This is a genomic window from Streptomyces sp. ISL-96, from assembly GCF_018614035.1.
Taxonomy (GTDB): domain Bacteria; phylum Actinomycetota; class Actinomycetes; order Streptomycetales; family Streptomycetaceae; genus Streptomyces.
In genome coordinates this window covers 1-24,362 of sequence record NZ_JAGGPA010000017.1, presented here as the reverse complement: position 1 = coordinate 24,362, position 24,362 = coordinate 1, and the positions used below count along the sequence as shown (strand labels likewise).

The 24,362-nt window shown below is 69.6% G+C and carries 22 protein-coding genes; 8 read left to right on the top strand and 14 right to left on the bottom strand.

The genetic code is table 11. The features are described 5' to 3' along the window. Window positions 1–40 precede the first annotated feature (40 nt). The 4 genes from J7E96_RS11195 to J7E96_RS11180 form a co-directional block, all read right to left on the bottom strand. Window positions 41–1,789: a LuxR family transcriptional regulator gene (locus J7E96_RS11195; protein WP_215130095.1), complete on the bottom strand. Its 1,749-nt coding sequence runs from the start codon at window positions 1,787–1,789 to the stop codon at window positions 41–43. Between the two features lie 88 nt (window positions 1,790–1,877). After that, window positions 1,878–2,159, bottom strand: coding sequence for a hypothetical protein (locus tag J7E96_RS11190; protein ID WP_214975806.1), 282 nt, complete (start codon window positions 2,157–2,159; stop codon window positions 1,878–1,880). After that, on the bottom strand, window positions 2,156–2,431 hold the full coding sequence (locus J7E96_RS11185) for a hypothetical protein (protein WP_215130094.1): 276 nt from the start codon (window positions 2,429–2,431) through the stop codon (window positions 2,156–2,158). The genes J7E96_RS11190 and J7E96_RS11185 overlap by 4 nt, the downstream gene beginning before the upstream one ends. A gap of 98 nt (window positions 2,432–2,529) precedes the next feature. Then, window positions 2,530–2,991: an ATP-binding protein gene (locus tag J7E96_RS11180; protein WP_215130093.1), complete on the bottom strand. Its 462-nt coding sequence runs from the start codon at window positions 2,989–2,991 to the stop codon at window positions 2,530–2,532. Window positions 2,992–3,236: 245 nt separating this feature from the next. Here J7E96_RS11180 and J7E96_RS11175 point away from each other — a divergent pair, with 245 nt between their 5' ends. Genes J7E96_RS11175 through J7E96_RS11165 form a run of 3 tightly spaced genes read left to right on the top strand, consistent with a single transcriptional unit; the run spans window position 3,237 to window position 4,459 of the window. Next, window positions 3,237–4,088 (top strand): helix-turn-helix transcriptional regulator, encoded by an 852-nt coding sequence (locus J7E96_RS11175; protein ID WP_215130092.1) that lies wholly within the window; start codon window positions 3,237–3,239, stop codon window positions 4,086–4,088. Between the two features lie 10 nt (window positions 4,089–4,098). Continuing rightward, window positions 4,099–4,281 carry a DUF397 domain-containing protein gene (locus tag J7E96_RS11170; protein WP_215130091.1) on the top strand — a complete coding sequence of 61 codons (183 nt, stop codon included), beginning with the start codon at window positions 4,099–4,101 and terminating at the stop codon, window positions 4,279–4,281. Beyond that, on the top strand, window positions 4,274–4,459 hold the full coding sequence (locus J7E96_RS11165) for a DUF397 domain-containing protein (RefSeq protein ID WP_215130090.1): 186 nt from the start codon (window positions 4,274–4,276) through the stop codon (window positions 4,457–4,459). The genes J7E96_RS11170 and J7E96_RS11165 overlap by 8 nt, the downstream gene beginning before the upstream one ends. 446 nt (window positions 4,460–4,905) lie before the next feature. Here the strand turns inward: J7E96_RS11165 and J7E96_RS11160 are convergent, their stop codons facing one another. The 8 genes from J7E96_RS11160 to J7E96_RS11125 form a co-directional block, all read right to left on the bottom strand. Next, window positions 4,906–6,465, bottom strand: coding sequence for an APC family permease (locus J7E96_RS11160; protein ID WP_215130088.1), 1,560 nt, complete (start codon window positions 6,463–6,465; stop codon window positions 4,906–4,908). Between the two features lie 238 nt (window positions 6,466–6,703). Further along, entirely contained in the window at window positions 6,704–8,164 is a 1,461-nt protein-coding gene (locus tag J7E96_RS11155) for an aldehyde dehydrogenase family protein (protein ID WP_215130086.1), read from the bottom strand. Then, window positions 8,161–9,903, bottom strand: coding sequence for an amidohydrolase family protein (locus J7E96_RS11150; protein ID WP_215130084.1), 1,743 nt, complete (start codon window positions 9,901–9,903; stop codon window positions 8,161–8,163). Before J7E96_RS11150 ends, J7E96_RS11155 begins: the two co-directional genes overlap by 4 nt. 51 nt (window positions 9,904–9,954) lie before the next feature. Next, on the bottom strand, window positions 9,955–11,082 hold the full coding sequence (locus tag J7E96_RS11145) for an LLM class flavin-dependent oxidoreductase (protein ID WP_215130082.1): 1,128 nt from the start codon (window positions 11,080–11,082) through the stop codon (window positions 9,955–9,957). A gap of 95 nt (window positions 11,083–11,177) precedes the next feature. Next, window positions 11,178–11,975: an SDR family NAD(P)-dependent oxidoreductase gene (locus J7E96_RS11140; RefSeq protein WP_215130080.1), complete on the bottom strand. Its 798-nt coding sequence runs from the start codon at window positions 11,973–11,975 to the stop codon at window positions 11,178–11,180. Between the two features lie 12 nt (window positions 11,976–11,987). After that, window positions 11,988–12,908, bottom strand: a complete 921-nt coding sequence (locus tag J7E96_RS11135) for a TIGR03619 family F420-dependent LLM class oxidoreductase (RefSeq protein ID WP_215130078.1) — start codon at window positions 12,906–12,908, stop codon at window positions 11,988–11,990. A 146-nt stretch (window positions 12,909–13,054) separates the two neighbouring features. Further along, complete coding sequence (locus J7E96_RS11130; RefSeq protein ID WP_215130076.1) at window positions 13,055–13,303, bottom strand: SCO4226 family nickel-binding protein; 249 nt, start codon at window positions 13,301–13,303, stop codon at window positions 13,055–13,057. 225 nt (window positions 13,304–13,528) lie between these two features. Continuing rightward, window positions 13,529–14,362: a class I SAM-dependent methyltransferase gene (locus J7E96_RS11125; RefSeq protein ID WP_215130074.1), complete on the bottom strand. Its 834-nt coding sequence runs from the start codon at window positions 14,360–14,362 to the stop codon at window positions 13,529–13,531. 105 nt (window positions 14,363–14,467) lie between these two features. On the opposite strand from J7E96_RS11125, the gene J7E96_RS11120 reads away from it, so the two are divergent. Beyond that, complete coding sequence (locus tag J7E96_RS11120; RefSeq protein ID WP_215130072.1) at window positions 14,468–15,196, top strand: GntR family transcriptional regulator; 729 nt, start codon at window positions 14,468–14,470, stop codon at window positions 15,194–15,196. A gap of 126 nt (window positions 15,197–15,322) precedes the next feature. Beyond that, the gene (locus J7E96_RS11115) at window positions 15,323–15,778 is read left to right on the top strand and encodes an ATP-binding protein (protein ID WP_215130071.1); all 456 of its coding nucleotides are present in this window, start codon (window positions 15,323–15,325) and stop codon (window positions 15,776–15,778) included. On the opposite strand, the gene J7E96_RS11110 is transcribed toward J7E96_RS11115, so the two are convergent. Further along, window positions 15,760–16,173 (bottom strand): PaaI family thioesterase, encoded by a 414-nt coding sequence (locus J7E96_RS11110; RefSeq protein WP_215130220.1) that lies wholly within the window; start codon window positions 16,171–16,173, stop codon window positions 15,760–15,762. The two genes, J7E96_RS11115 and J7E96_RS11110, sit on opposite strands and share 19 nt — an antisense overlap. Window positions 16,174–16,284: 111 nt before the next feature. Between J7E96_RS11110 and J7E96_RS11105 the strand changes: the two genes are divergently transcribed. Beyond that, window positions 16,285–17,154 carry a hypothetical protein gene (locus J7E96_RS11105; RefSeq protein WP_215130069.1) on the top strand — a complete coding sequence of 290 codons (870 nt, stop codon included), beginning with the start codon at window positions 16,285–16,287 and terminating at the stop codon, window positions 17,152–17,154. Between the two features lie 25 nt (window positions 17,155–17,179). Here J7E96_RS11105 and J7E96_RS11100 read toward each other — a convergent pair whose 3' ends face one another. Then, window positions 17,180–18,400: an amidohydrolase family protein gene (locus J7E96_RS11100; RefSeq protein ID WP_215130067.1), complete on the bottom strand. Its 1,221-nt coding sequence runs from the start codon at window positions 18,398–18,400 to the stop codon at window positions 17,180–17,182. A gap of 169 nt (window positions 18,401–18,569) precedes the next feature. Between J7E96_RS11100 and J7E96_RS11095 the strand changes: the two genes are divergently transcribed. Beyond that, complete coding sequence (locus tag J7E96_RS11095; RefSeq protein ID WP_215130065.1) at window positions 18,570–21,572, top strand: BTAD domain-containing putative transcriptional regulator; 3,003 nt, start codon at window positions 18,570–18,572, stop codon at window positions 21,570–21,572. 245 nt (window positions 21,573–21,817) lie between these two features. Next, window positions 21,818–22,012 (top strand): hypothetical protein, encoded by a 195-nt coding sequence (locus J7E96_RS11090; protein WP_251069733.1) that lies wholly within the window; start codon window positions 21,818–21,820, stop codon window positions 22,010–22,012. The last annotated feature ends 2,350 nt before the right edge of the window (window positions 22,013–24,362 follow it).

Here is a 24,362-nt window from a genome sequence, read left to right as displayed (position 1 = left end):
AACGCCGGAGGGGCTGGAAAATCCAGCCCCTCCGGCGTTGTCAGGTCAGGCCGTGGGAGTACGCGTAGGCCGTGGCGGCGGTGCGGGAGGTTACGTTCAGCTTGGCGAAGATGTTGTTCAGGTGGCGGGCCACGGTGTGCTCGCTGATTACCAGCTCGCGTGCGATGTCCCGGTTCGTGCCGCCCGCCGCGACCAGCCGTAGTACCTCGCATTCCCGTGGGGTGAGGCCCCCGGGCAGCGTCTCGTGCCTCTCCCCCAGCAGAGCCGCCGCGCGCCGGGCGTCGGGAACGGCGCCGAGTTGTTCGAAGGTGGTGCGGGCGGCCCGGAGCTCCAGCCGGGCGGCCTCGTCGTCACCGGCGGCCCGGTCGGCGGCGGCGAGCAGCATGCGTACCTGTGCGGCCTCGTACGGGATCCGCAGCTCCAGCCAGCCCGCCAGCGCCCGGCGCAGCGGCCGCAGCGCCTCGTCGGGGTCCTGTGCGCCGTGCCGGGCGAGTTCGAGCGCGCCGCGCGCGGTGTCGGCCATGGCGCTCAGCAGGGTCGCGGCGGGAGACGGGGGGCCGCCGGCGGCGAGCACTTCGAGCTCCGCGACCGCGGAGGCGGCGCCGTCCACGTCCCCCACGGCCAGGGCCACCTCCGTCTGTGCGGCACGCAGCCGCGCACGTCCCAGCAGGTCGGGCGACGCGTCGCTCTGGCAGGCCAGGGCCAGGCGCAGGCCGGTCACGGCGGCGTCGGCCTTCCCCTGGGCGAGGCGGAGGAGGGCAAGTCCGGGCTGCGGGACACGGCCCAGTTCGTGGGCGTGTGCGTACGAAATGGCGGCGGCTTCCAGGTGGCCCCGGCGGCGCATGATCTCCCCGGCGGCGTAGTGGGCCGCCGCGGCGGCTTCGAGGGAGTCCGGCAGTACCTCCTCACAGACCCGCTCCGCCTCGGCGGCGGCGACAGACCATGAGCCGAGCAGGTCGAGCACCTCGACGCGGTGGACGCGGCAGAGCCCGCGGAAGGGGTTGTCGGTGAGGGGGCTGCCGGGGCCGCCACCGCTCTGCGGCGGGGACGACGGCGTGGACGACGACCTGACGTGCTGCGACCAGGGCACCGAACACCAGGCCATCGCCGCATCGGTCCACTCCACCGCCCGCCCGAAGTCCGCCGCCGCCATGCACTGGTTGAGCGCCAGGCAGTAGAGCCAGCCGGTGAACATGCCGCTCAGCTCGCCCGCCGTGACCGCGCACATCGCGTCGTCCAGCAGAGCGAGCCCCTCCGCCGTCCGGCCGTCCGCGAGCAGCGCCGCCGCGTGCGCCTGGCGGCTCAGGGCGATGAGGTCGGGGCTGCCGGAGTGCCGGGCGATGCGGTACATCCGGCGGGCGGCGGCGAGTGCGGCCCCGTGGTCCCGGTTCCCCTGCGCTTCTTCCGAGTCGGTCCAGGCGAGGAAGCACTGCTCGGGGCACTCCGGCTCGTGCTCCAGGTGGTGGCGGGCCCGGTGCAGCCAGCCGGCGGCCGCGGCGGGACGCCCCAGCTCGCGGTACTCGAAGTACAGCCACCACGCGGCACAGCCGGCCCGGCGGTGGTCGCCGGCGGCGGCATACCCCGCGTGGGCACGCAGGCGGGCGTCGACCGACTCGTCCACGTGACCGGACCACCACGCGGCGTCGGCCAGGGTGTCGAGATCCTCGGGAGCGAGGGCACGCGAAGCGTGGCCGTCAAGGGCGCGCAGCAGCACGTACGCCTCGGCCCAGGACTCCCGGGCCGCCGCGTCCCGCGCCCGCTCGACGGAGGGGGCCTCCTGGACGGCCATGGCCGCTCCCTTCCCTCCCAGAATATGAGCGGGCGGGCAAACCCGCCCATATCCGAAGGCCTGGACCGACTCGGCTCGTACGGCTCACTCAGTCGACCACCCGTGGATCACGGAAGTAGTACACGACCGTCACGCCCATGCCAGGGGTGTGCGTGTAAACCACGGTGACCGCCTCGGCCGAATCACGCGCCATCGGCGTGGTGTACGTGTACTCCACGGAGGGTGGGCGCCAGCCGGGAATCTCCCGCCCGGCCGCAGGATGCCGTCTGATGACTTCGAGCGCGGCCCGGGCCACTTCCCGCTCCCCCTCCGTGAGGTCGGCGAATGCCTTCTTGGCAGGGTCGGCCTCTTCCAGCGGGAGCTCGCTCATTGGCCACTACCCTCGGAGCGTGCGTCTTCGAGAGCCGCCATGATGTCGGACGAGTTCCTGATCCGGACCCGGTGACGGTACGCCCGTACGACTGCGGCCGCGCCCTCGAAGTCGTTGGTGGGGGATTCCCCTATGGCGGCCGACAGCTCAGCTTCGAACTTCTCCCGGTCGCCGGGGAAGCCGTAGCGATCGAGCGCACGGCGCAAGTCGTCCACGGTCCGGATCTCCGGCACGGGCATCGCTCCCCAGCCGTGCTCGGGCTGTGCGCTCATGATTCGCTCCAGTCGGACGTGGCTACCATCCCCCAGTATGGCGCCGGACACCGAAGACGGACATAGCGCGCCATCCGCCACCGGCAGCGCGGGCGGCCTCACCACGTCTCACAGCCCTTGCGTCCGCACTCGGCCCACAGCAACTTCCCGCCGCCCGGCCGCCCGGGGTAGTACGCGCTGCCGAGCGCGTAACCGCCCCACCTGTCCGCGCACGCCTGGACGAGCTCGAGACCCCGGCCCCCCTCGGCGGTCTCGTCGGCAAGCGCCGCCATCTCGCCGGGCGCCCCGCTGAACGATGCGGGGATGAACGGGTTCGCATCCCACACGGCGAGGCGCAAGCGGTCGGGGCCGACGGGACGAAGGCGGAAGGCATACGGGCTGTCGGTGTGACGGTGAGCGTTGGTGACGAGCTCCGACGCCAACAGTTCGGCCGTATCAGCGAGTTCGGCCAGCTCGTACGTGTCCAGTACGGCCCGCAGGGTCGCGCGGGCGATTCCGGGAGCGCGGGGATCGTGCGGAAGATGGAGGGTGTAGGCCCAGGGCGGGTTTACGGTGGCCATGGAAGTCTCCGATCGCTGTGGGGAGTTGGACCGTGACGCGCGTGATGGGTGGATGGTGCGGTGCGGTGCGGTGCGGTGCCCGTTGACGTTGCCGCTCCGTCGAGCGGTGTACTCCCGGACGAGTGGCCTGAGTCACAAGCTAGCGCGCTCCAGACATAAAGTGTTTGCAGATTCGGCAATTACATGAGCCTTTCCCTCTTGTGGGTGACACACTCAATGCCTCGCGGACGAAAGGAAGTTGAGGAATGGCCGCAAGGGTCACTCCCACGGCACGGCGCCTGCGCCTGGGCACGGAGTTGCGGAGACTCCGCGAGCGAGCAGGGCTGTCGGCCACCGAGGGTGCAAGCCTGCTCGGCATCAGCCAGGCCCAGCTCAGCAACATCGAGGCCAGCCGGTTCGGTGTGAGCCCCGAGCGTCTGTACGCGATGGCGCGCAACTACCGCTGCTACGACGACGCCTACATCAAGGCCCTCGTCGCGTTGGCCACCGAGCGCAAGGGTGGCTGGTGGGAGACATTCCGGGAAGTACTCCCGACGCCGCTACTGGACCTTGCCGAGCTGGAGCACCACGCCACCCGGCTGCGGTCCGCCACCACGTCACACATCCCGGGGCTGCTTCAAATCACGGACCATGCCCGCGAGATCTTCCGGCAAGTCGTCCCAGAGTTCTCGCGTACCGAGGTTGAGCACCGTGTGAACCACCGGCTCCAGCGGCAGGCGGTGCTTGACCGATCAGATCCAGCACCGTTCCACGCGGTCATCCACGAAGCCGCTTTGCGCGTGCCTGTCGGCGGCCTGTCTGTCGCCAAGCGACAGCTGGAGCACTTGATCGAGCAGAGCCAACGAGAGCACATCACCATCCAGGTGATCCCGTTCGCTATCGGCGCCTACCCGGGTTCCGGACAGACGATCTTGTACGCGTACGGCCCGGCTCCCCAACTCGACACCGTCTCGCTGGACCAGTCACATGGGCCTGCGCTTGTGGACGCCGAGGCGCAGTTGGAGATGTACCGGGTGCTTCTTGCCCGGATGGAGGCCGTAGCCCTGGGGCCTTCCGCGTCACGCGACCTCATCCACAACCTGACGCACGACCTGTGAAAGGAACCTGATGCAAACCGCTGAGTGGCAGAAGTCATCGTTCTGCGGACAGGGCGAGTCCTGCGTCCACGTGGCAGCCAACCGCCAAGCCGTCCTCCTGACCGAGAGCGCAGACCCCAGCCACGCGACACTCAACACGACCCCCGCCACACTGGCCGCCCTGCTCCTGCATATAAAGGCCGACCATGAGTGAAGCGCTGGCGTGGCACAAGTCGTCGTATTGCCAATCCGGCGACGCCTGCCTGCACGCAGCCGCCCACGAAGGCAACGTCCTGCTGACCGAGAGCGCAGATCCCGCCCACGCCGTACTCAGCACCACCCCCACCGCCTGGAAGGCGCTACTTCAGATCCTCACGCCAGTTCGCCCATGACCGGCGGCCTTCTCCGCCTCACCGTTCTGGGGTGCGCCCCCCTTACTCCAGCGTCGACGACTCGGGAGCTCAGCCACAGCAACGCCGCGTGTCGGTGAACGCGCGCCGCCCGCACCGGAGGGTGGCCGCCGAGGCTGGCAGCGACAGCGGGTGCAGCCGGTGCCGAGCACCGGCCCGTACTTGTCGACCGTGGTGCCGTTGCCGAGCTGTCCCTCGCCGTTGTGACCCCAGGTCACGACGGCCCGCCCGGCTGGTGAGCGTCACACTGTGGCGGGCGCCCGTGGCCAGGAGGCGCACCCCGTCGAGGCGGGGGATCCCAACCGGCGGAGGCAGCGCCTCCGATCCGCAGACGACAGAGGGCCGGGGAAGCCGTATTCGGCTTCCCCAGCCCTTCATGACTCAGGTATGTCGTCGGTACGTCGTCCGGCTGGGCGGACTCGGCGCGATCAGTCCTCGACGACCAGCGCCGGGGTGTCCTGCGTCAGGACCTCGCCGCGGAAGAACGCCGGGCTGACGCGCTGCATGGCGAACATGAGCACCGCACCGAGCAGCAGCAGGCCGACACCGATCACGAAGACCGAACCGACACCGAAGAGCGAGCTTCCGCTGCCGTACGCCGGGTCCCACATGTCGTACAGCGTCTGGCCGAAGACAGCGGTGAGCATTAGGGCGCCGACGCCCGGGAAGATGCCCTTGACCATCAGGTTGCGCGCCGAGGTGCGCAGCTCGCGGCGGAAGTACCAGACGCAGGCGAACGCGGTGATCGCGTAGTAGAAGCAGATCATCAGGCCGAGCGCGTAGATCGTGTCGACGAGGACGTTCTCGCTGAGCAGCGTCATCACCGCGTAGAAGACGCCGGTGGCGACGCCCGCGATGACGGTCGCGCGGCCAGGGGTCTTGAAGCGCGGGTGCACCTTCGAGAAGGAGGCCGGCATGGCCTTGTAGGTGCTCATCGCCAGGGCGGTGCGCGCGACCGGGATGAAGGTGGTCTGCAGGCTGGCGGCCGCGGAGGCGACGACCGCGAGGAAGAGCAGGATGCCCAGCCCGGAGCCCATGATCGGTTCGGCGAGGACCGCGAAGACGTTGTCCGAGGTCTCCGGGTTGCCGAGGCCGGTGCCCTTCTCGCCGACGCCGGCGTACATCTGCGCGGCGATGGCGACCATCAGGTACGAGACGACGATCACGACCATGGCGAGCGTCGCGGCGCGGCCGGGCGTCTTGGCGCTGCCGGTGCTCTCCTCGTTGATCGACAGGCAGGCGTCCCAGCCCCAGTAGATGAAGATCGAGAGGGACAGGCCCGCGGTGAAGGCGGCGAAGGACTCGACCGCGAAGGGGTTCATCCAGGACCAGGAGAAGTCGATCGAGTTGGCGACTTCGCCAGACTTGGTGAGCGCCATGTAGACGAACATCAGGAGTACCGCGAGCTGCAGCCCGACCAGGGCGTACTGGACCCACTTGGTGGCGGTGATACCGCGGTAGCTGATCGCCGTGGCGATGGCGATGAAGGCCAGCGTGGTGAGGATGTGGGCGGCCTTGTTGTCGTCAAGCGCGGCGACGTCCGCACTGCCGGTCAGCTCACCCAGGAGCAGGTAGAAGAAGGAGGTCGCGACGCCTGCGAGGTTCGAGAGCACCACGATGGTGGCGACCAGCAGGCCCCAGCCGCACATCCAGCCGATACGGGGCCCGAAGGCCTTCACCGACCAGGTGAAGGAAGTACCGCAGTCGGGTATGGCCTTGTTCAGCTCGCGGTACGCGAAGGCCACCAGCAGCATCGGCAGGAACCCTGCGAGGAAGACCGCGGGCATCTGCAGCCCGACCTCGGCGACCGTGGGGCCGAGCGTGGCCGTGAGGCAGTAAACAGGTGCAACGGTGGAGATGCCGATGACGGCGTTGCCCATAAGCCCGACGGAGTTTCCGCCGAGGCCCTTCTCGCGTACGCCGCCCTCCATCGAGGGGGCGCCGCTTACCGTGTCTCCGGCCTGGGGCCGTGTATCCACATGAGTCATAAGCGCGACGTTAACGGCTGCGTTTTCCACATCCGGAGCACTTGACTCCGCTCCAAAGATCCTTGCATTTAGTGGTGCCGGACGGCCCATCGGTTGAGCATTGAAGGTCACAGGCAACTAGCGGTCAGCTATTGCCAGGTCATTCCGAAAACTTCCGTGGTGCGGAAACCGCAACGCTGTCCGTTATGCCCGTTTCGAAAGTTTCCCGTACGTCTTTTCGGAGGGCTCGTCCGGTTCATCAGGTCCAGACGATCGCCTGCGTCTCGCTGTACGCGTGCAGCGCGTACGAGCCGACATCCCGCCCCACTCCACTCTTCTTGAAGCCGCCGAACGGCGCCTCCATGTTCCGCCCGATCGTGTTCACGCCGACCCCGCCGGCCCGCAGTCGCCGCGCGATCCGGAAGGCACGGGCCACATCCCCCGACCAGACGTAGTCGATGAGCCCGTAGTCGCTGTCGTTGGCCAGTGCCACGGCTTCCTCCTCGTCACCGTCGAAGGGGACGACCACGACGACCGGCCCGAAGATCTCCTCGCGGACGACGCGCATGTCGTTCGTACAGCCGGCGAAGAGGGTCGGCGCGACGTAGAACCCCTTCTCGTACGACGGACGCTCGCCGCCCGCGACCAGCCGGGCGCCCTCCTTCCTGCCCAGCTCGATGTACGACTCGACGCGGTCGCGGTGGGCGGCGGAGATCACCGGGCCGACGACCGTGCCCGGGGCGGCGGGGTCGCCCACCTTGAGGAAAGCGGCGTAACCGGTCAGCTTCTCCACGAGCCGGTCGTAGATCCCGCGCTGCGCGATCACGCGCGTCGGGGCGGTGCAGATCTGGCCGCTGTAGAAGGAGAACGCCGTCCCTATCCCCATGACGGCGGAGTCGAGGTCGGCGTCGTCGAACACGACCGCCGCGCCCTTCCCGCCCAGCTCCATGAGCTGACGCTTCATGCCGCGCCCGCAGACTTCGGCGATGCGCTGTCCGACCGCCGTGGACCCGGTGAAGCTGACCATGTCGACGTCCGGCGAGTCGACGGCGGCCTCACCGGCGGCGGGCGCGGAGCCGGTGACGACGTTCACGACACCGGGCGGAACTCCGGCCTCCACCAGCGCTGCCGCCATGCGGTAGACGGACAGCGGGTCCTGCGGGGCGGGCTTCACGACGACCGTGTTGCCCATGGCGAGCGCGGGCGCGACCTTGCCGGCCGCGTTGGCCCAGGGGTTGTTGTACGAGGTGATGCACGTGACGACGCCGACCGGCTGGCGCACGGCCAGGGCGCCGAAGACCCCCGCCTTTCCCATCGGCCCCGCCGGATTGACCTGCGGCGGCAGCCCGGTCTCGACGGGCTCCAGCGCCCCGCGCGCGTACCGCCGGAAGCGGGCAGCCCCCACCGCCACCTGCATGCCGAGCGCGGTCGCGGTGGTGGCGCCGGTCTCGGCGCTGGCGAGTTCGGCGTACGCCGCCGCGTCGCGCTGGATGAGGTCGGCGGCCCGGTCGAGGATCGCGGCGCGCTCCTCGGGGGCGGTACGGGACCAGGCCGGGAAGGCGGCCCTGGCGGCGGAAGCGGCGGCGTACACCTGCCGGCGGCTCGCCTCGGGGGCGAGCCCGGCCACTTCCTCCGTGGCCGGGTTGATCACCTCGTAGTGACCGCCGTCCGGCTCGGTCCACTCGCCGCCGATGAACAGCCGCTCGGCACCGCCCGTCACTTCGTCGCCACCGTCCTCGTGTCCCGGCCCGAGCGCAGCACCGTGCCCGGCACCGCCCCCGTGACCTGGTCGTCGCGTATCGCCTCGATGCCGTTGACGCGTACGGACACGACCCCGATCGCCTTCGAGTCGAGCCGCGGACTGTCGCCCGGCAGGTCGTGCACCAGCGTGGCCGGGCCCGCCGCGATCCGCTCCGGGTCGAAGAGGACGAGGTCCGCGTGGAAGCCCTCCTCTATACGTCCGCGCTCGCGCAGCCCGAAGAGCTGGGCGGGGTCGTCGGTCAGCATCTTCACGGCCTGTTCGAGTGGCACCAGCTTGCGGCCGCGCAGGCAGTCGCCGATGAAGCGTGTCGTGTACGGCGCCCCGCACATCCGGTCCAGGTGCGCCCCGGCGTCGGAGCCGCCGAGCAGGACGTCCTCGTGCTGCCAGGTGCGTTGGCGCAGTTCCCAGCTGGCGGGGTCGTTGTCGGCGGGCATCGGCCACAGGACGGTGCGGAGATGGTCGTTGGCGCATATTTCGACGAGGCAGTGGAAGGGGTCCTGGCCGCGTTCGGCGGCGATGTCGCGTACGACGCGTCCGCTGAGGCCCGCGTTGGCGTCGGAGTACGTGTCGCCGATGACGTACCGCTCGAAGTTGGCGAGGCGCCGGAAGACGCCGGCCTCCTTGCTGTCGGCGCGGCGCAGCATTTCCCTCCGTACATCGGCGTCGCGCAGCTTCTCTATGCGCTCGGCGACGGGGAGGGCGAGGATGTCGCCCCAGCCGGGGATGAGGTTGAGCGCGCAGAAGGTGCCGAGGGACATGTTCATGGGGGTCAGGATCGGCATGGTGAGGGCGACGATCCGGCCGCCGGCCCGGCGGGCGCGTTCGCTCGCCTGCAACTGGCGCGGGACGCGGGTGGGGACTGCCGCGTCGATGGTCAGGACGTTCCAGTTGAGGGGGCGGCCGGCGGCCGTCGTCATCTCGACGAACAGGTCGATCTCGTCGTCCGTGAACTGGTCGAGGCAGCCGGCGACGATCGCCTCCAGCTGGGTTCCCTCGTGCTGGCCGACGGCTCGGGAGAGGGCGATCAGTTCGACGGGCTTGGCGTGCCGGGAGGCGACGGGCCGGCCGTCACCGTCGGAGTGGGTGGACGACTGGGTGGTGGAGAGCCCCCACGCGCCGGCGTCCATGGCGTCGTGGAGCAGCTGGAGCATGTGCGCCATCTGCTGCTCGGTGGGCTGCCGCCCGGTTACGGCGTCGGGGCCCATGACGTGGCGGCGCAGCGCGCAGTGGCCGACCATGAAGCCGGCGTTGACGGCGATGCGGCCTTCGAGGGCGTCGAGGTATTCGCCGAAGGTGTGCCAGTTCCAGGGGGCGCCTTCTTCGAGGGCGACGAGGGACATGCCCTCGACCTTCGACATCATGCGGCGCGTGTAGTCGGCGTCCTCGGGGCGGTCGGGGTGCAGGGGCGCGAGGGTGAAGCCGCAGTTGCCGCCGACGACGGTGGTGACGCCGTGGTTGAGGGACGGGGTGGCGTACGGGTCCCAGAAGAGCTGGGCGTCGTAGTGGGTGTGGGGGTCGACGAACCCGGGGGCGAGTACGAAGCCTTGGGCGTTCTCGCTGGTACGGGCGGCCTCGTCGACGGTGCCGGGCGCGGCGATCACCGCGATGCGGCCCTCGCGGATGCCCACGTCGGCGACGTACGCGGGGGCGCCGGTGCCGTCCACGACGGTGGCTCCGCGGATGAGGTGGTCGAGCATGGCGGTCCCTTCGGGGTGGAGTCGGAGGGTGGGTGCGGGGGGCGGAGCCACTCAGCCGCCGGCCGCCTGCCGGAACCGCGTAGTCCGGTGCACCGGATCCGTGTCGATCTTCGGAATGACGTGCTCACCGATCAGCTTGATCGTCGCCTTCGTGTCCTCGGGCGACACCCCGATCGGCAACCCGAACGAAAGCTGGTCCGCCCCCGCCTGCTCCCACCGCTCACACTGACGCAGCACCTCGTCCGGATCCCCGCAGATCATCAGCTCCTCGGCGATCAGCAGCTCGATGATCTCCGCCGAATACTCCGGCAGCAGCTCCGGCCACTCCGGAATCCCCGCCGGCCGGGGGAACGTGTCGTGGTACCGGAAGAGCAGCGACTGCAGATAGTTCAGCCCTCCCCCCACCGCGATCTCCACCGCCTTCTCATGCGTCTCCGCGCAGATCGCCGTCGACGTCACCATCACGTTGTCGTTGACGAAGCCCCCGATCGGCTCCGCCTCCTTCACCGCGTTCTTGTACGACTCGACGACCCACTCCATGTCGGAGACCTTCTGGACGCTGAAGCCCAGCACGCCCAGCCCCTTCTTCCCCGCCATGGCGTACGACGACGGCGACCCGGCGGCGTACCACATCGCCGGGTGCGACTTCCCGTACGGCTTCGGCAGGATCTTCCGCGGCGGCAGCGACCAGTGCTTGCCCTGGAAGCCGACGTACTCGTCCTGGAGCCACATCTTGGGGAACTCGGAGATCGTCTCTTCCCAGATCTCCTTGGTGTGGTTCATGTCCGTGATCCCCGGCATGAAGCCGAGAATCTCGTGGCTGCCGGCCCCGCGCCCCGAGCCGAACTCGAAGCGCCCCTCCGACAGGTGGTCCAGCATCGCCACCTTCTCGGCAACCTTCACCGGGTGATTCACCGGCGCCAGCGGGTTGAAGATTCCGGACCCCAGATGAATACGTTCCGTCGCGTGCGCGAGGTAGCCGAGGAAGACGTCGTTCGCCGAGAGGTGCGAGTACTCCTCCAGGAAGTGGTGCTCGGAGGCCCAGGCGTACTTGAAGCCGGACTTGTCCGCCTGGATGACGTACTCGGTCTCCTCCATCAGCGCCTTGTGCTCCGCCTCGGGGTCGGCCTTGGCGCGCGCGGCCGGCACGTACCCCTGTACAAAGAGCCCGAATTCCACGGTACTCCCCCTCCGGAGAAAACTGACACACCGTCAGTTATGAATATCCACGACTGTTCCACTGCCCCTCGGGACCGTCAATACCTGATACACCGTCAGAAAAGACTGACACCCGCCAGCCACCCGCCGTCGATGACGAACGGCTGCCCCGTGATGTACGACGAGTCGTCCCCGGTCAGGAACAGCGCCAGCGCCGCCACCTCCTCCGGCTGCCCGATCCGCCCCATCGGCACGAGCTTCTTGTAGAGCTCTTCCACGGCGGCCTTGGCCTCCACCGGGTCGGCCGTCGCATCCAGCGCGGCCGGATTCGTCATCGGCGTGTCCACGGCCCCCGGGCACACGGCGTTCACCCGTATCCTCTTCGCCGCCAGTTCCACGGCGGCGACCCGCGTCAGCCCGAGAATCGCGTGCTTCGTGGCGGCGTACGCACCCACGAAGGCCATGCCCGTCAGGGCGGTGTACGACGCCGTGTTGACGATGGTCCCGCCACCGGCCGCCTCGATCTCGGGCGCCACGGTCCTGATCCCCAGAAAAGCGCCCACCTGGTTGACCTGCACCACCTGCTGGAACTCCTCCAGCGGCGTGTTCACGAGCTCGTTGAACCGCAGGATCCCCGCGTTGTTGACCAGCCCGTCGATCTTCCCGAAGGCGCCCTTGGCGGCGGCCACGGCAGCGGCCCAGTCCGCCTCCTGGCTCACATCGAGATGGACGTACGCCGCGACGTTCTCCCCGGCACTCTCCCCCAGCTCCTTGGCGAGCGCCGCGCCCTGCTCGTCCAGCACATCGGCCAGCACCACCTTCGCGCCCTCCGCCACGAAGAGCCGCGCCTCCTGCTCGCCCTGCCCGCGCGCCGCGCCCGTGATGACGACGACGCGCCCGTCCAGCTTGCCCATGCCAGGTCTCCCTCAGTTCAGGTGGGGGGCCACTTCGGCGGCGAACGCCGCCATCTGGTCGGTCAGTTCGGTTCGGCTGCGGCTGCGGAACCGCACCTGGATCTGGTGCACACCCATCGCGCCGTACGCCCGCAGCGACTCGGCGACGGCCTCCGGCTTCCCGGCCACCGTGCGCCGCCCGACGTCCCAGGCCGCGTCGCCGACGTACAGCGGCTCGGTGATGGCGCCGACGGTGAGGGGCCGGGTGACCCCCACCTCCTCGCGGATCGCCTTGAGCCTGGCGATCTGCTGTGGCAGCCGATCGCGCGGATCGCCCTGCGGAAGCCACCCGTCCCCGCGCAGAGCCGCCCGTCGGACGGCGGCGGGCGACGACCCGCCCACCCACACGGGCACGCGCTCCTGCGCCGGGCGCGGCCTCTGCCCGAGCCCGCTGAAGGCGTACCGCTCCCCGGCGAACTCGGGGTATTCGTCCGGCCCCAGCGCCGCCCTGAGCGCGTCGATCGTCTCGTCGAGTACGCCGCCCCGCCCGCCGAAGTCCGCGCCGACCGCCTCGAACTCCTCCCGCACGTGCCCGGCGCCGACCCCGAGGATCAGCCGCCCGCCGGAGAGGTGGTCGAGCGTCGCGTACTGCTTGGCCGAAGCAAGCGGATGCCGCAGGCCGACGACGGCGACGTGGCTGAGCAACAGAACGCGCTCGGTGGCGCCGGCGAGAAAGGAGAGGGTGGCGACAGGGTCGTACCAGACGGTACTCATCGCGTCGGCCAGCCGACGCGGGATCGCGACGTGGTCGCAGCACGCGATGTAGCCGAACCGGCAGCGGTCAGCAGCCCTGGCCACCTCGGCAAGATCCTCCGGCCCGGCCTCGGCCTCCCACGACTCGGCGTAGAGGGTGCTCTGCGACTGGACCGGGAGCTGCATCCCGTACATCACCATGGGAACGCCACCTCATCTGATGGACCGTCACGACTGGCCAAGGTGGCCATCGTCGTTCCTGACGGTCCATCAGACAAGGGGCGGGGGCGGGCCGTCTCGCGGTACCGGGCCGTTCCGCGCGGCCACAGCGCCGCAGCCGTTCGTTACTAGACGGAAAGCGGCACCGCGTGGATCTCGCTGGCCGGGTGACCGGCCCGCTCATGGATGCGCTGTACCGCGTCCGCGGAGGGTGCCTCGGAGAGGCAGTACACAACTCCGGCCTCGGGGTCGGCCCACGCGCGCTCGAAGTGCACTCCTTCGTCCGCCTCGATCTCCAGATCCGCCCGGTGCGCTGCCGACAACTGCTCAGCCGTGATGCCCTTCATGTCGTGGTGGACGTCCATAAATGTGGTCATCGACCGCCACCTCCCGTCGTCTCGTCGTCTGCTCCTTCCATCGTGCGCCCGCCCCCGCACCGGGGCGAGCCGGGGTTACGACCTCACGTGCCGGCCGAGCGCGCATGCACCACCCACGGTACGTACGGCAACCCATCGGGCACGGAGAGCGAACAACGCGCGCGCACGTGCCCACGACCCGTCGGCTTAAGACGGCGTCCGCTCAGAAGACAGCAACAACCGGGGTCAGCGGCCGGGCAGAGAGCCCGCGGTCGCGGTCGCGAGCATGTGAGAGCTGGAGGAAAGGAGTGCCGGGTACGGCTCTGCCAGCCGGGCGGACTCCAGTGCGGCCGCGAACATGGGGGACCCGACCAGCCGCTCCCCGGTGTGCTGCTCGGCCGCCTTCAGGCAGGACCACGCGGGCCCTTCGATGCCGTGTACAGCGATGCCTTCCAGGCCGGCGGCCGCCATCTCCTCCTCAAGACCTTCGGCGGTGTGGAAGTAGGCAGCCGTGAACCCCTTCCTGCCGGGCTCATGGCGGCCGGTGCGGAGGATGTCCGCCACGGCGTCGCGGACCCGCTCCGTACCGAGGAGGGTGGTCGCCACGTGTTCGTACAGCGACGCGTACCGCCCGATCGCGGCTGCGGCGACCAGCCCGCCCGGCCGTACGACCCGCCTTGCTTCGGCAAGCGCACGGTCACGGTCCGCACGCTCCAGCAGGTGGTAGAGCGGGCCGAGGAGCAGCACCACGTCGTACGAACCGGCGCCGGCGGCGAGCTGCCGCGCGTCCCCGACCTCCGCGCCGACACCGAGAGCGGCGGCCTGCGCGACGTGGCGGGGGACGGGGTCAACGACATGGACCTTGTAGCCGTCTGCGCTGAGCCACTGGGCGTGAATCCCGGGCCCGCCTCCCACATCGAGAACGGTCGCCGGAGCCGGAGGCAGGAGGCGCCGAAGGATCTCCTGCGTACGGACGAGTTCGAGGGCGCCGTCGGCAGTGGCTGTCAGCCGGGTCGCTTCGTCGAAGGTGTCGGTGTAGAAGTCGTGGATCTCGGGCGCGATTTGAGGGGCCGTTCCCATGTGAGGGATGCTCCACCTTGACCGGTCCACCGGTCCACCGGTCCACCTGTCCACCTGTCCACCTGTCCACCTGTCCACCTGTCCAGCGAACAGGAGTACATCTCGATGCCGACCCTGAAGTACGAGCAGATCGCCGACTCACTGCGGCAGCGCATCGCGGACGGCGAGTTCCCGGCGGGCGCACTTCTGCCGTCGGGCCGCGACCTGTGCGAACAGTGGGGCGTCTCGCGGGCCACCGTCATCAAGGCGTACGACATCCTCAGGAACGACGGACTGATCGTCGCGAAGCAGGGGCACGGCTTCCGCGTCACCGAGACGCCGCTCGCCCGCCCCGCGGGCAACCGCAGATCGGGCAGCACCCGCACGACCGGAGCCCACCCGTTCCGCAGGCTCGGCACCCCGACGCGGGAGGAGCCTCCGCGCCATGTCGCCGAACTGCTCGAGCTGCAAGACGGCGCCACCGCACTGCGGCGCGACCGCCTTGTCCTGCTGGACGACGGGACTCCCCTGACACTGGTGACGGCATGGTTCCCGCTGGACGTGGCCGACGCGTGCCCACGGCTGGCGCAGACCGGACCGATCGCGGAGGGAACAACGCACTACGTGACCCGGACGACCGGGCGGGCGCCAGTACGGGCCTCCGATGTGACGCGAGTACGACTGGCCATGGACGCCGAGGCCGACCGGTTCGGCGAGAAAGCCCCGCTCGCCGTCGCGGTGGAACTGCACGTGGCCTACGACAACGAGGACCGCCCGCTCGTGGTGGAGGAGGGCGTCACGCCTTCCGGCCTGTGGGAGCGCACGGACAACTACCCGATGGGGTACGAACTCTGACGACCTCAGACTGGACCGGTCCACCGGTCCACCGGTCCAGTCTGAGGTCGTGGCAGAAGCCACGCCCCCAGCCGTTGCTGTGGGTTGACTCCAAACGCCCGCCTGGCCGGGCAAGCAGGAGGCACCATGTCACGCTCCAGCCCTTCCTCTCAACTCCCCAAGGCGGAAAGGAGAGTCGAGGAGTGGTCCATGGGATACGCGATGGTGTACGCCTCGGTGGCCCTTGCACGCCGGCACGCCTTACGCCGACTGGCCATGTGGGGGTGGGCCGGAGATACGTACGACGCGGTGCTGATCGTTTCGGAACTGGTGTCGAACGCGATCAGCCACGGACGGCGTGTGGGGCACGAACTAAGCCTCAGGCTCGCCACGCTGGAGTGCGGCACGTTGGTCATCGAGGTGTCCGACCCGGTCGCCGACTTCCCGGGCTTCGACAGGTGCTCCGAGCCGGGAGAGGATGCGGAGAGCGGCCGGGGTTTGCTCGTGGTACGCCTACTCGGTGGAGAAGTCACCTGGTACCCGAGACCACACATCGGCAAAACAGTGCGCGTCTCCCTCCCGAGTCACCCCAGCAGCGCGTAGACGGCAGAGGCGCGCGCTGCGGGCTCATGCGATCCCGCGGCGGTCATGTTGATGTCGGCGAAGGCCATGCGCTTGCCCAGCTTGGTGACGCGCGCGTCGAGCACGACGTCCGCGCCGATGACCGCGCGCTGGAAGGACGTCGACTGCTGGACGGTGGTCATGGGCACGAACGCGCCGCGGGCGGCTGAGACAGCGATGACCGTCGCGGTGTCCGCGGCGGCCATGAGCGCCTGCCCGGACATGCCCCCGCCCTCCCGCGCCAGCCGGTCCGACCAGGGCAGCCGCAGTACGGCATGACGCTCCCCGGTTTCTACGACGGCCAGCCCGAGGTCGAGCACCCAGGGAGCGAAGTTGTCGGCGAGGATCTTTTCCGCTTCGACGAGCGTCAGTGTCAGTGTCATGCGTAGATGATCCCGCCCGGCCACGGCTGCAACCAGGGGTTCGGCGCGTTTCCCGGCTGCGCTCGCTGTACCGCCCTCGGGTAATCGCACACATGATCCGATACGTTGGCGGTTCGCAGCCGCAACGACCAACGGGGCTGGCACAACGGGGGATTTCGCAGAATGAGTTATCAACAGCCGCAACCGCAACCCCAACCGCAGCCGGGGCCGTACGGGGGGTACCTGTATCCGCAGCAGCAACAGCCTTTCCCAGGACAGCCGTACGGCCAGCAGCCGCAGCCGCATCCCGGTGGGTGGGGCGGGCCGCCGCCGATACTGCCGCCGAAGAAGACCAACACAGCGCTGATCGTGACGTTGAGCATCATCGGGCTGGTGATCTTCGCTGTCGTCGCGCGGGTCGGTGCCAATGTGGCCAGCCGTGGCGCAGGGCCCGCCAGTTCCTATCCCGACGCCGAGTACAGACTCACCCTGCCCAAGACCCTTCTCGGCGGGATGTACACACTGGCCGACGACCTGTCCAGCTCCGCCCCACAGGAGAGCAGCGGAAGCTGGGACAAGAGCGATATGAAGAATTGGACGGGCGTCGCGGCGCAGTACACGGGGAAGGGCGGCGCCGAGTCCGGAGAGATTCTTACCCTCTCCGGGTTCTACGGCCAGATCAGGCACCCCGAAGACGCACGCGCGAGCCTGCTGCGTGGGGCTTCCCAAGGGGAAAACGTGACCCTTGCCGTGCCCGCCGAGGAAGTCACACCCGCAGGAGCGGACCTGTCACTGAGCTGCCAGGTAGTGACCTCCGACCAGGCCGGAACCAAGGCCACCGTGCCCATGTGCGCATGGGCCGACGACAACACCAGTGCGGTCGTGGCCCAGGTCGGCGAGGACACGGTGTCGCAGGCCCCCGAGGAGGTCGACCTCGAAAGGGTGGCCGCGCGCGTGCTGGAAGTGCGGGATGAGATGCGCCGGCCGCTGGGCTGAGGTTCCCGGAACGCGGCTCACCCGATCACGGCCCCGGCCACAGTCCTTCGTCGGTGAGCCCGAGCAGCTCGATCGCGTTCCGCCGTACGATCCGGTCCACCACGTCCGCGTCCAGGTGGCCCATCTGACGCTCGCCGACCTCCCTGGACTTGGGCCAGGTGGAGTCGGAGTGCGGGTAGTCCGTCTCGTACAGGACATTGCCCACGCCGATCGCGTCGAGGTTCTTCAGACCGAAGGCGTCGTCGAAGAAGCAGCCGTACACGTGCTGCGTGAAGAGCTCGGACGGCGGCCGCAGCACCTTGTCGGCTACGCCGCCCCAGCCGCGGTTCTCCTCCCAGACGACATCAGCGCGCTCCAGGATGTACGGAATCCACCCGATCTGCCCCTCCGCGTACATGATCTTCAGGTTCGGGAAGCGCTCGAACTTGCCGCTCATCAGCCAGTCGACCATCGAGAAACAGCAGTTGGCGAAGGTGATCGTCGAGCCGACCGCCGGCGGGGCGTCGGCCGAGGTCGACGGCATCCGGCTCGACGATCCGATGTGCATCGCGATGACCGTTCCGGTCTCGTCGCACGCGCGCAGGAAGGGGTCCCACTCGTCGGTGTGGATGGACGGCAGACCCAAATGCGGGGGTATCTCGGAGAACGCGACCGCACGGACGCCGCGCGCCGCGTTCCTGCGGACCTCGGCGGCGGCGAGTCCGGCGTCCCAGAGGGGGATGAGCGTGAGCGGTATGAGGCGGCCGCGGGCGTCCGGACCGCACCACTCCTCCACCATCCAGTCGTTGTACGCCCGGACGCCGAGCAGTCCCAGCTCGCGGTCCTTGGCCTCCGTGAACGTCTGGCCGCAGAAGCGCGGGAAGGTGGGGAAGCAGAGGGCCGACTGGACGTGATTGACGTCCATGTCGGCGAGGCGGTCGCGTACGGAGTACGAACCCGGCCGCATCTGCTCGTACGTGATGACTTCGAGTTTGATCTCGTCCCTGTCGTACCCGACAGCCGTGTCCAGCCTGGTCAGCGGGCGGTGCAGGTCCTCATACACCCACCAGTCGCCGACCGGCCCGTCATCACCCTTGGCGCCCATCACGGGGGCGAACTTCCCGCCGAGGAAGGTCATTTCCTTCAGCGGGGCGCGGACGATGCGCGGACCCGAGTCCTTGTACTTGGACGGGAGCCGGTCCCGCCAGACGTTGGGGGGCTCAACCGTGTGGTCGTCCACCGAGATGATTTCCGGGAAGGTCTCCATACGATCCAAGGTAGCGTCAATCTGACGATCCGTCAGCTGGGCGGCCATGGGTAGGTAATGGGTAGGCGCCTTCCAGTGCTGACGCATTCGCCACGGACAAGGCAAACTGACTGTTGCGACTGGGCGGTAAGGGCAGACCGCAGGCGGCAGCAGAGGCAGGGGGAGTGCGATGGACGGCGTACCACGGGTCCCGGAGCAGCGGACTCCGGCTTCCGGTCCGCGCCCCGACGAGGGCACTCAGCACAAGCAGGAGCAGGAGCACGAGCAGGAACGACAAATCACCGAGGCCGTGCGCTTCAGCGTGCTCGGTCCCGTGCGTGCCTGGCGCGGCGGCGAATCCCTCAACACCGGATCCCCGCAGCAACGCGCCCTGCTGGCCGCCCTCCTGCTCCGCGACGGCCGCACCGCGACCGCGTCCGAGCTGATCGACGCGATCTGGGGCGAGGAGCCGCCGTCACAGGCCCTGGCTGCGGTACGGACGTACGCCTCCAGGCTGCGCAAGGCGCTGGACCCGGGGGTGCTGGTCAGCGAGTCCGGCGGGTACGCGATACGGCCGGGCTCCGACACCCTCGACCTGGCCGTCGCGCAGGAACTGGCCGCCGACGCCGAGAAGTCGCGCGCCTCCGGCGACCGCTGCCAGGCCCGTACGCTGATCAACAAGGCGCTCGGCCTGTGGGACGGCGAACCGCTGGCGTCGGTCCCGGGACCGTACGCCGAGAACCATCGGGCCCGGCTGGAGGAGTGGCGGCTCCAGCTCACCGAGACCCGCCTCGACCTGGACCTGGAGGTCGGCTGCCACGCGGAGGCGATCTCGGAGCTGACCGCGCTGACGGCGGCGCACCCCCTCCGCGAGCGCCTCCGCGAACTGCTCATGCTCGCGCTCTACCGCAGCGGCCGTCAGGCGGAAGCCCTCGCCGTATACGCCGATACGCGCCGCCTGCTCGCCGACGAACTGGGCGTGGACCCGCGCCCCGAGCTCTCCCAGCTCCAGCAGCGCATCCTGGAGGCGGACGCCGACCTGGCCCGCCCCGTGGAACCAGCGCCCTCGGCGGCCCCCACGGTCGTACGCCCCGCACAACTCCCCGCGAGCGTCGCCGATTTCACCGGCCGGTCATCCTTCGTACGCGAACTCGGCGACCGCCTGGCCACGGCCGAGACGAGCGTCATGGCGGTGTCGGCGCTGGCCGGGATCGGCGGCGTAGGCAAGACGACCCTCGCGGTGCACGTGGCGCACGCGGCCCGCTCGCACTTCCCGGACGGCCAGCTGTACGTAAACCTGCAGGGCGCCGGCTCGCGAGCAGCCGAGCCGGAAACGGTCCTGGGCGCATTCCTGCGGGCCCTCGGCACCCCCGACACCTCCATCCCCGACACCCTGGACGAGCGCGCGGCCCTCTACCGCTCGACCCTCGACGGCCGCCGCATCCTGGTCCTGCTGGACAACGCCCGCGACGCGTCCCAGATCCGCCCCCTCCTCCCCGGAACCACCGGCTGCGCGGCGCTGGTGACGAGCCGGGCGCGGATGGTGGACCTGGCCGGAGCGCACCTGGTCGACCTGGACGTCATGTCCCCCGAGGAGGCGTTGCAGCTCTTCACGAAGATCGTGGGAGCGGAGCGCGTAGCTTCCGAACGCGAGGCGGCGCTCGACGTTGTAGGCGCGTGCGGCTTCCTCCCCCTGGCCATCCGCATCGCGGCCTCCCGCCTGGCTGCCCGCCGCACGTGGACGGTCTCGGTCCTGGCGGCGAAGCTGGCGGACGAACGCCGCCGCCTGGACGAACTCCAGGCCGGCGACCTGGCCGTAAAGGCGACCTTCGAGCTCGGCTACGGCCAGCTGGAACCGCAGCAGGCCCGCGCCTTCCGCCTCCTGGGCCTGGCGGACGGCCCGGACATCTCGCTGGCCGCGGCGGCGGCCGTACTGGACGAACCCCTCCAGACCACGGAAGACCTCCTGGAATCCCTGGTCGACACGTCCCTCCTGGAATCAGCGGCGCCAGGCCGCTACCGCTACCACGACCTGGTCCGCCTCTACGCCCGAGCCTGCGCCGAACGCGACGAGCAACCACCGGTGGAACGCGAGCGGGCGCTGTCGCGACTGCTGGACTTCTACCTGGCCACGGCGGCAGAGGTGTACGCGCTGGAGCGGCCGGGGGACCGGACGGTCGCGCATCTGGAGCCCACTCAGGGCTCCGGCCTGCGGTTTACCGAGCGGTCCGACGCTCTCGACTGGCTGCACGCCGAGGCAGGGTGCCTGCTGTCCTGCGTACAGCAGACCCTTGGCAGGAACACGCTGCGTCGTGCGGTGGACCTACTCGTGGCGGCGAAGGACCTCGCCGAGTCAGGGGCCAACTCCCGGCGCTACGAGAGCGCCGCCACGGCCGCCCGGGACGCCGCGGCGGCGGCCGGCGACGCCCACGCCGAGGGGCGCGCCCGCACGACACTGACTCAGGTACACATCACAGCGGGCCGGTTCGGTCAGGCGGATGAAGAGGCGCACCACGCCATGGCACTCGGCCGTGCCGCCCACGATCCTTGGGTCAGCGGCAATGCGCCCAATGAGCGGGGCATCATCGCCATCTACCGCAAGCAGTTCACCGAAGGCGAGGCATATCTGCGACAGGCCATCGAAGCCTTTCACGCGGACGGCAACCGTCCGGGCGAGGCCAGCGCTCTGTGCAATCTGTCTCGGATCCACCTTGCACTGGGCCGTACGGAGAGCGCGATTCAAGTAGTCGAGCAGGGCATCGAGATATACGACCGGTTGGGACTTGCTCTGCGCCTGGCCAATGGCCGCTACGCCCTCGGGGTCGCGCTCACGCAGGCCGGCCGCCTGGGCGAGGCGCTCGACCAGTTGACTCAGGCCCTGGGAATCTTCCACGAGAACCGGCAGCCCCTGTGGGAAGGCGTCACCCACTTCCGAGTGGCAGAGGTGCATCTCGCGGCTCACCGCCCCACCCTGGCCGCTGCCCACGCGGAGCAGGCGATCGCACTGCGCGGCATCGGCGGGGAATGGCGCCGCGGCACCGTGCTCACCGTGCTGGGACGAGCGCTGCAGAGCATTGGGCAGGCAGACAGGGCCCGGGCCTGCTGGAACGAGGCGCTTGCGATCTACGAGGAGCTGGGCTCCACCGAGGCTGCCGAAGTGCGGGCTCTGCTGCATCCGGCCGCTGTCGCCTGAGACCGGCCGGGGCGTTCATCGTTCGTTTATCACCGGACGGCAGTCTTATCCCATCGAGCCGTCGCGTCGGGGGGCAGACGGATCGACGATGAGGCCGCCCCACTAAGGTGAACGGCCCTGACATGCCCGTCCGGCGATCCACGGGGGAATCGCCGGGCGGGCATCGCCGACCTGAAGTACGACCTGAAGCACAACTTGAAGTACGACTTGAAGTACGACTTGAAGTACCGAATGACTCACGGGAGATGACGACGATGACGATGAGCGACGCCAAGCGGACCGCAGGCGACATCAAGCCGGAAGACAGCCACGTCTCGGGCGAGGACATCACCACGCAGGACAGCCACGTGTCGGGCGGCGACATCACGACGCAGGACAGCCACGTCTCGGGCGGCGACATCACCACGCAGGACAGCCACGTCTCCAGCCCGCCCAAGTAGACCTTCCTGACGGGGAACGGCCGCGGTGGCGCGGAGGGGAGCCACCGCGGCCGCCGCATGTCCGGGGACGGCTGGCGGCCACTCGCGGCTAAGTGATGCGGGGGGGGCAGGCGGGGGGAGCCCACGGGGAGGCCCGGCGATTGGCCGCTGTCTCGCTGCCGCCCTAGGGTGAGTGGGTGGAGCGCAAGAGCTCTAGGCCCGGACTTCGCGGGTCGCTGAAAAGGTTCGCCGCAGCGGCTCTTCGGCGTCCGAACCCGACCGGATCGGACCGGCATTGCGATCGCCGTTGCGGACCGGACTGAGCGGCGATCGGTCGTGACCAGTTGATCTTCACGATCGGGTGACCTGCGAAGTACGGGTCTAGGGGGCGGCTCGGCCCCAGACTCAGCGACTGCGGCAACGGCCGCTGGTACAACACCCCCATTCCCACGCACACGACCACCCACGCAGGCGGCGGGTTGCTCCGGCCAGTCGACCTGCGGACCGGCCCGTCTGCGGGTGAGGCGCGACAGTTCAATGGGGCGACTCGGGTGGGTGTGGCGTCCACCCCGTCCGGTGGCCGGTGAAGCTACAAGCCCGTTGCTGATGTGGGTTGAGGGTGGGGTGCGCGAACGCGGTAGCTGTGCGGGTGGGTCGAAACGCTCCCATGGCGGCGGAAAGCGATACGGCTGTGACCAATGGGGTTGGAGGAGCGCCACGCCTCGTCAAGTGTGGGGTTCGTTCCATTCGACCCCTGAGCGGGCGGTCGAAGCAACCGAACCCCACACAAGCGGGCTATGGCTTCAGCCCTGGCGCCCGACACAAACCCACCAAACCGCGCAATTCTCACCAATGAGCCGAAGGGCTCCTGCGTCTTGCCCCCGTCAGGCCGCCGGGCCGACCGCCGGTGAGCGGCCACACCAGCCCACCAGCCACACCAGCCACTCCAACAGGCCGCCCGCACGGACGTGCGGGACTGACGCGGGCCGAAACGCTCCCGTGGTGGCGAGCGATACGGCCGGGGCCGGTGGGGTTGGAGGGGGGTTGGGATTCGTCAAGCGTTGGGTTTGTTGCGTTCCGGGCGGCCTGGGGGTGGGTTGCTTAAGCGACCGTGCTAGGTGGAGACAGACTGGGTCGGGAGGGTCGTCTCGGCCGCCGTGTGCGGGTCCACCGGTGCCCTGTTTCCGTCAGGCCGCGGGGCCGACGGCCGGTGAACCGTCACGGCCAGCTCACCAGCCACACGAGTTACACCAACCAGTCGTCCGCGCTGTTCGTGTGGGGCTTACGCGGGTCGAAACGCTCCCGTGATGGCCGGAAGTGAAACGGGTGAGATGGGTGGGACTGGAGGGACGTTGAGATTCGCCATGTGCCGGGTTCGTCGCGTTCCGACGCCCCGGAACGGGGTGTTGTAGCGACCGAAGCCGATTGGTGACCAAGGTGGGCAGCCGCGTCGGCCACCACTGTGCGGAGTGGTCGACGGCCGCAGCAGCAGCTACATCAGCCTCCCTGCCCACCGGTCCGCCGTGGGCCGTCGGGAGTCGTCTTCTTGTGGGTTGGGTGCGCTCCTACGCCTGGCCGGGCCATTGGCGTGCAACGAACCCCGCACATGACGCACCCCGAGGCCTACCCCATGGACGAAAGCGGGGCGAAAGGGATGTGCGTGTGTGTCAAGTGCTGGGTTCGTCGCATGCCGGGCGGCCGGGTGCCGGGACAGCGCCCCATCCGGTCCGGCCGAGAGCGTCAGCCACGCCTACGGCCAGGCCGACAGGTGCGCACCCCTGTCGGCTTGGCCGTGAGTGTCGAGCCGGCCTGTGGGCCGGGCAGCCGTCCGGCCCTCGACCCTGGGTGCCCCTCCACCCACCCACACCAGCAACCTGCTTGCGGCCCAACCGACCACCGGCCGGGGCGGACGCCACACCCACCCGAGTCACCCCATTCAGCTGCCGCGCCCCACCCGCGCCTACACGAGTCCGCACGTCGACCCCGCAGACCATCCGGCCACCGGCGGGGGTGCTGGCGTGCGTGGGAATGGGGATGTCGCACCAACGGCCGTCCCCGCACCCGCCGAGCCAGGGGCCGCGCCGCCCCCTAAACAGACCGCGCCCCACCCACTCACCCGACAGCCACCGAACCGACCCGCGCTACTCCCCGAGCCCCCGTGCAGGGCGTTTTTCTTTGGGCCGTCCCCGTATAAGCGTTAGCGGTGGGCCGGGGTGGCGGGTCAAGGGTGGGCCGCAGGCACATCGCGCAGCGACGCGACGCAGGAGCGCCCTTGACGCGCCGCCCCGGCCCACCGACACTCGAGCGCCCGGGACGGCCCGAAACCCCCAGAAGCAAGCCTTGGTTACTGCCCCCGTCACGGTTGCCGTGC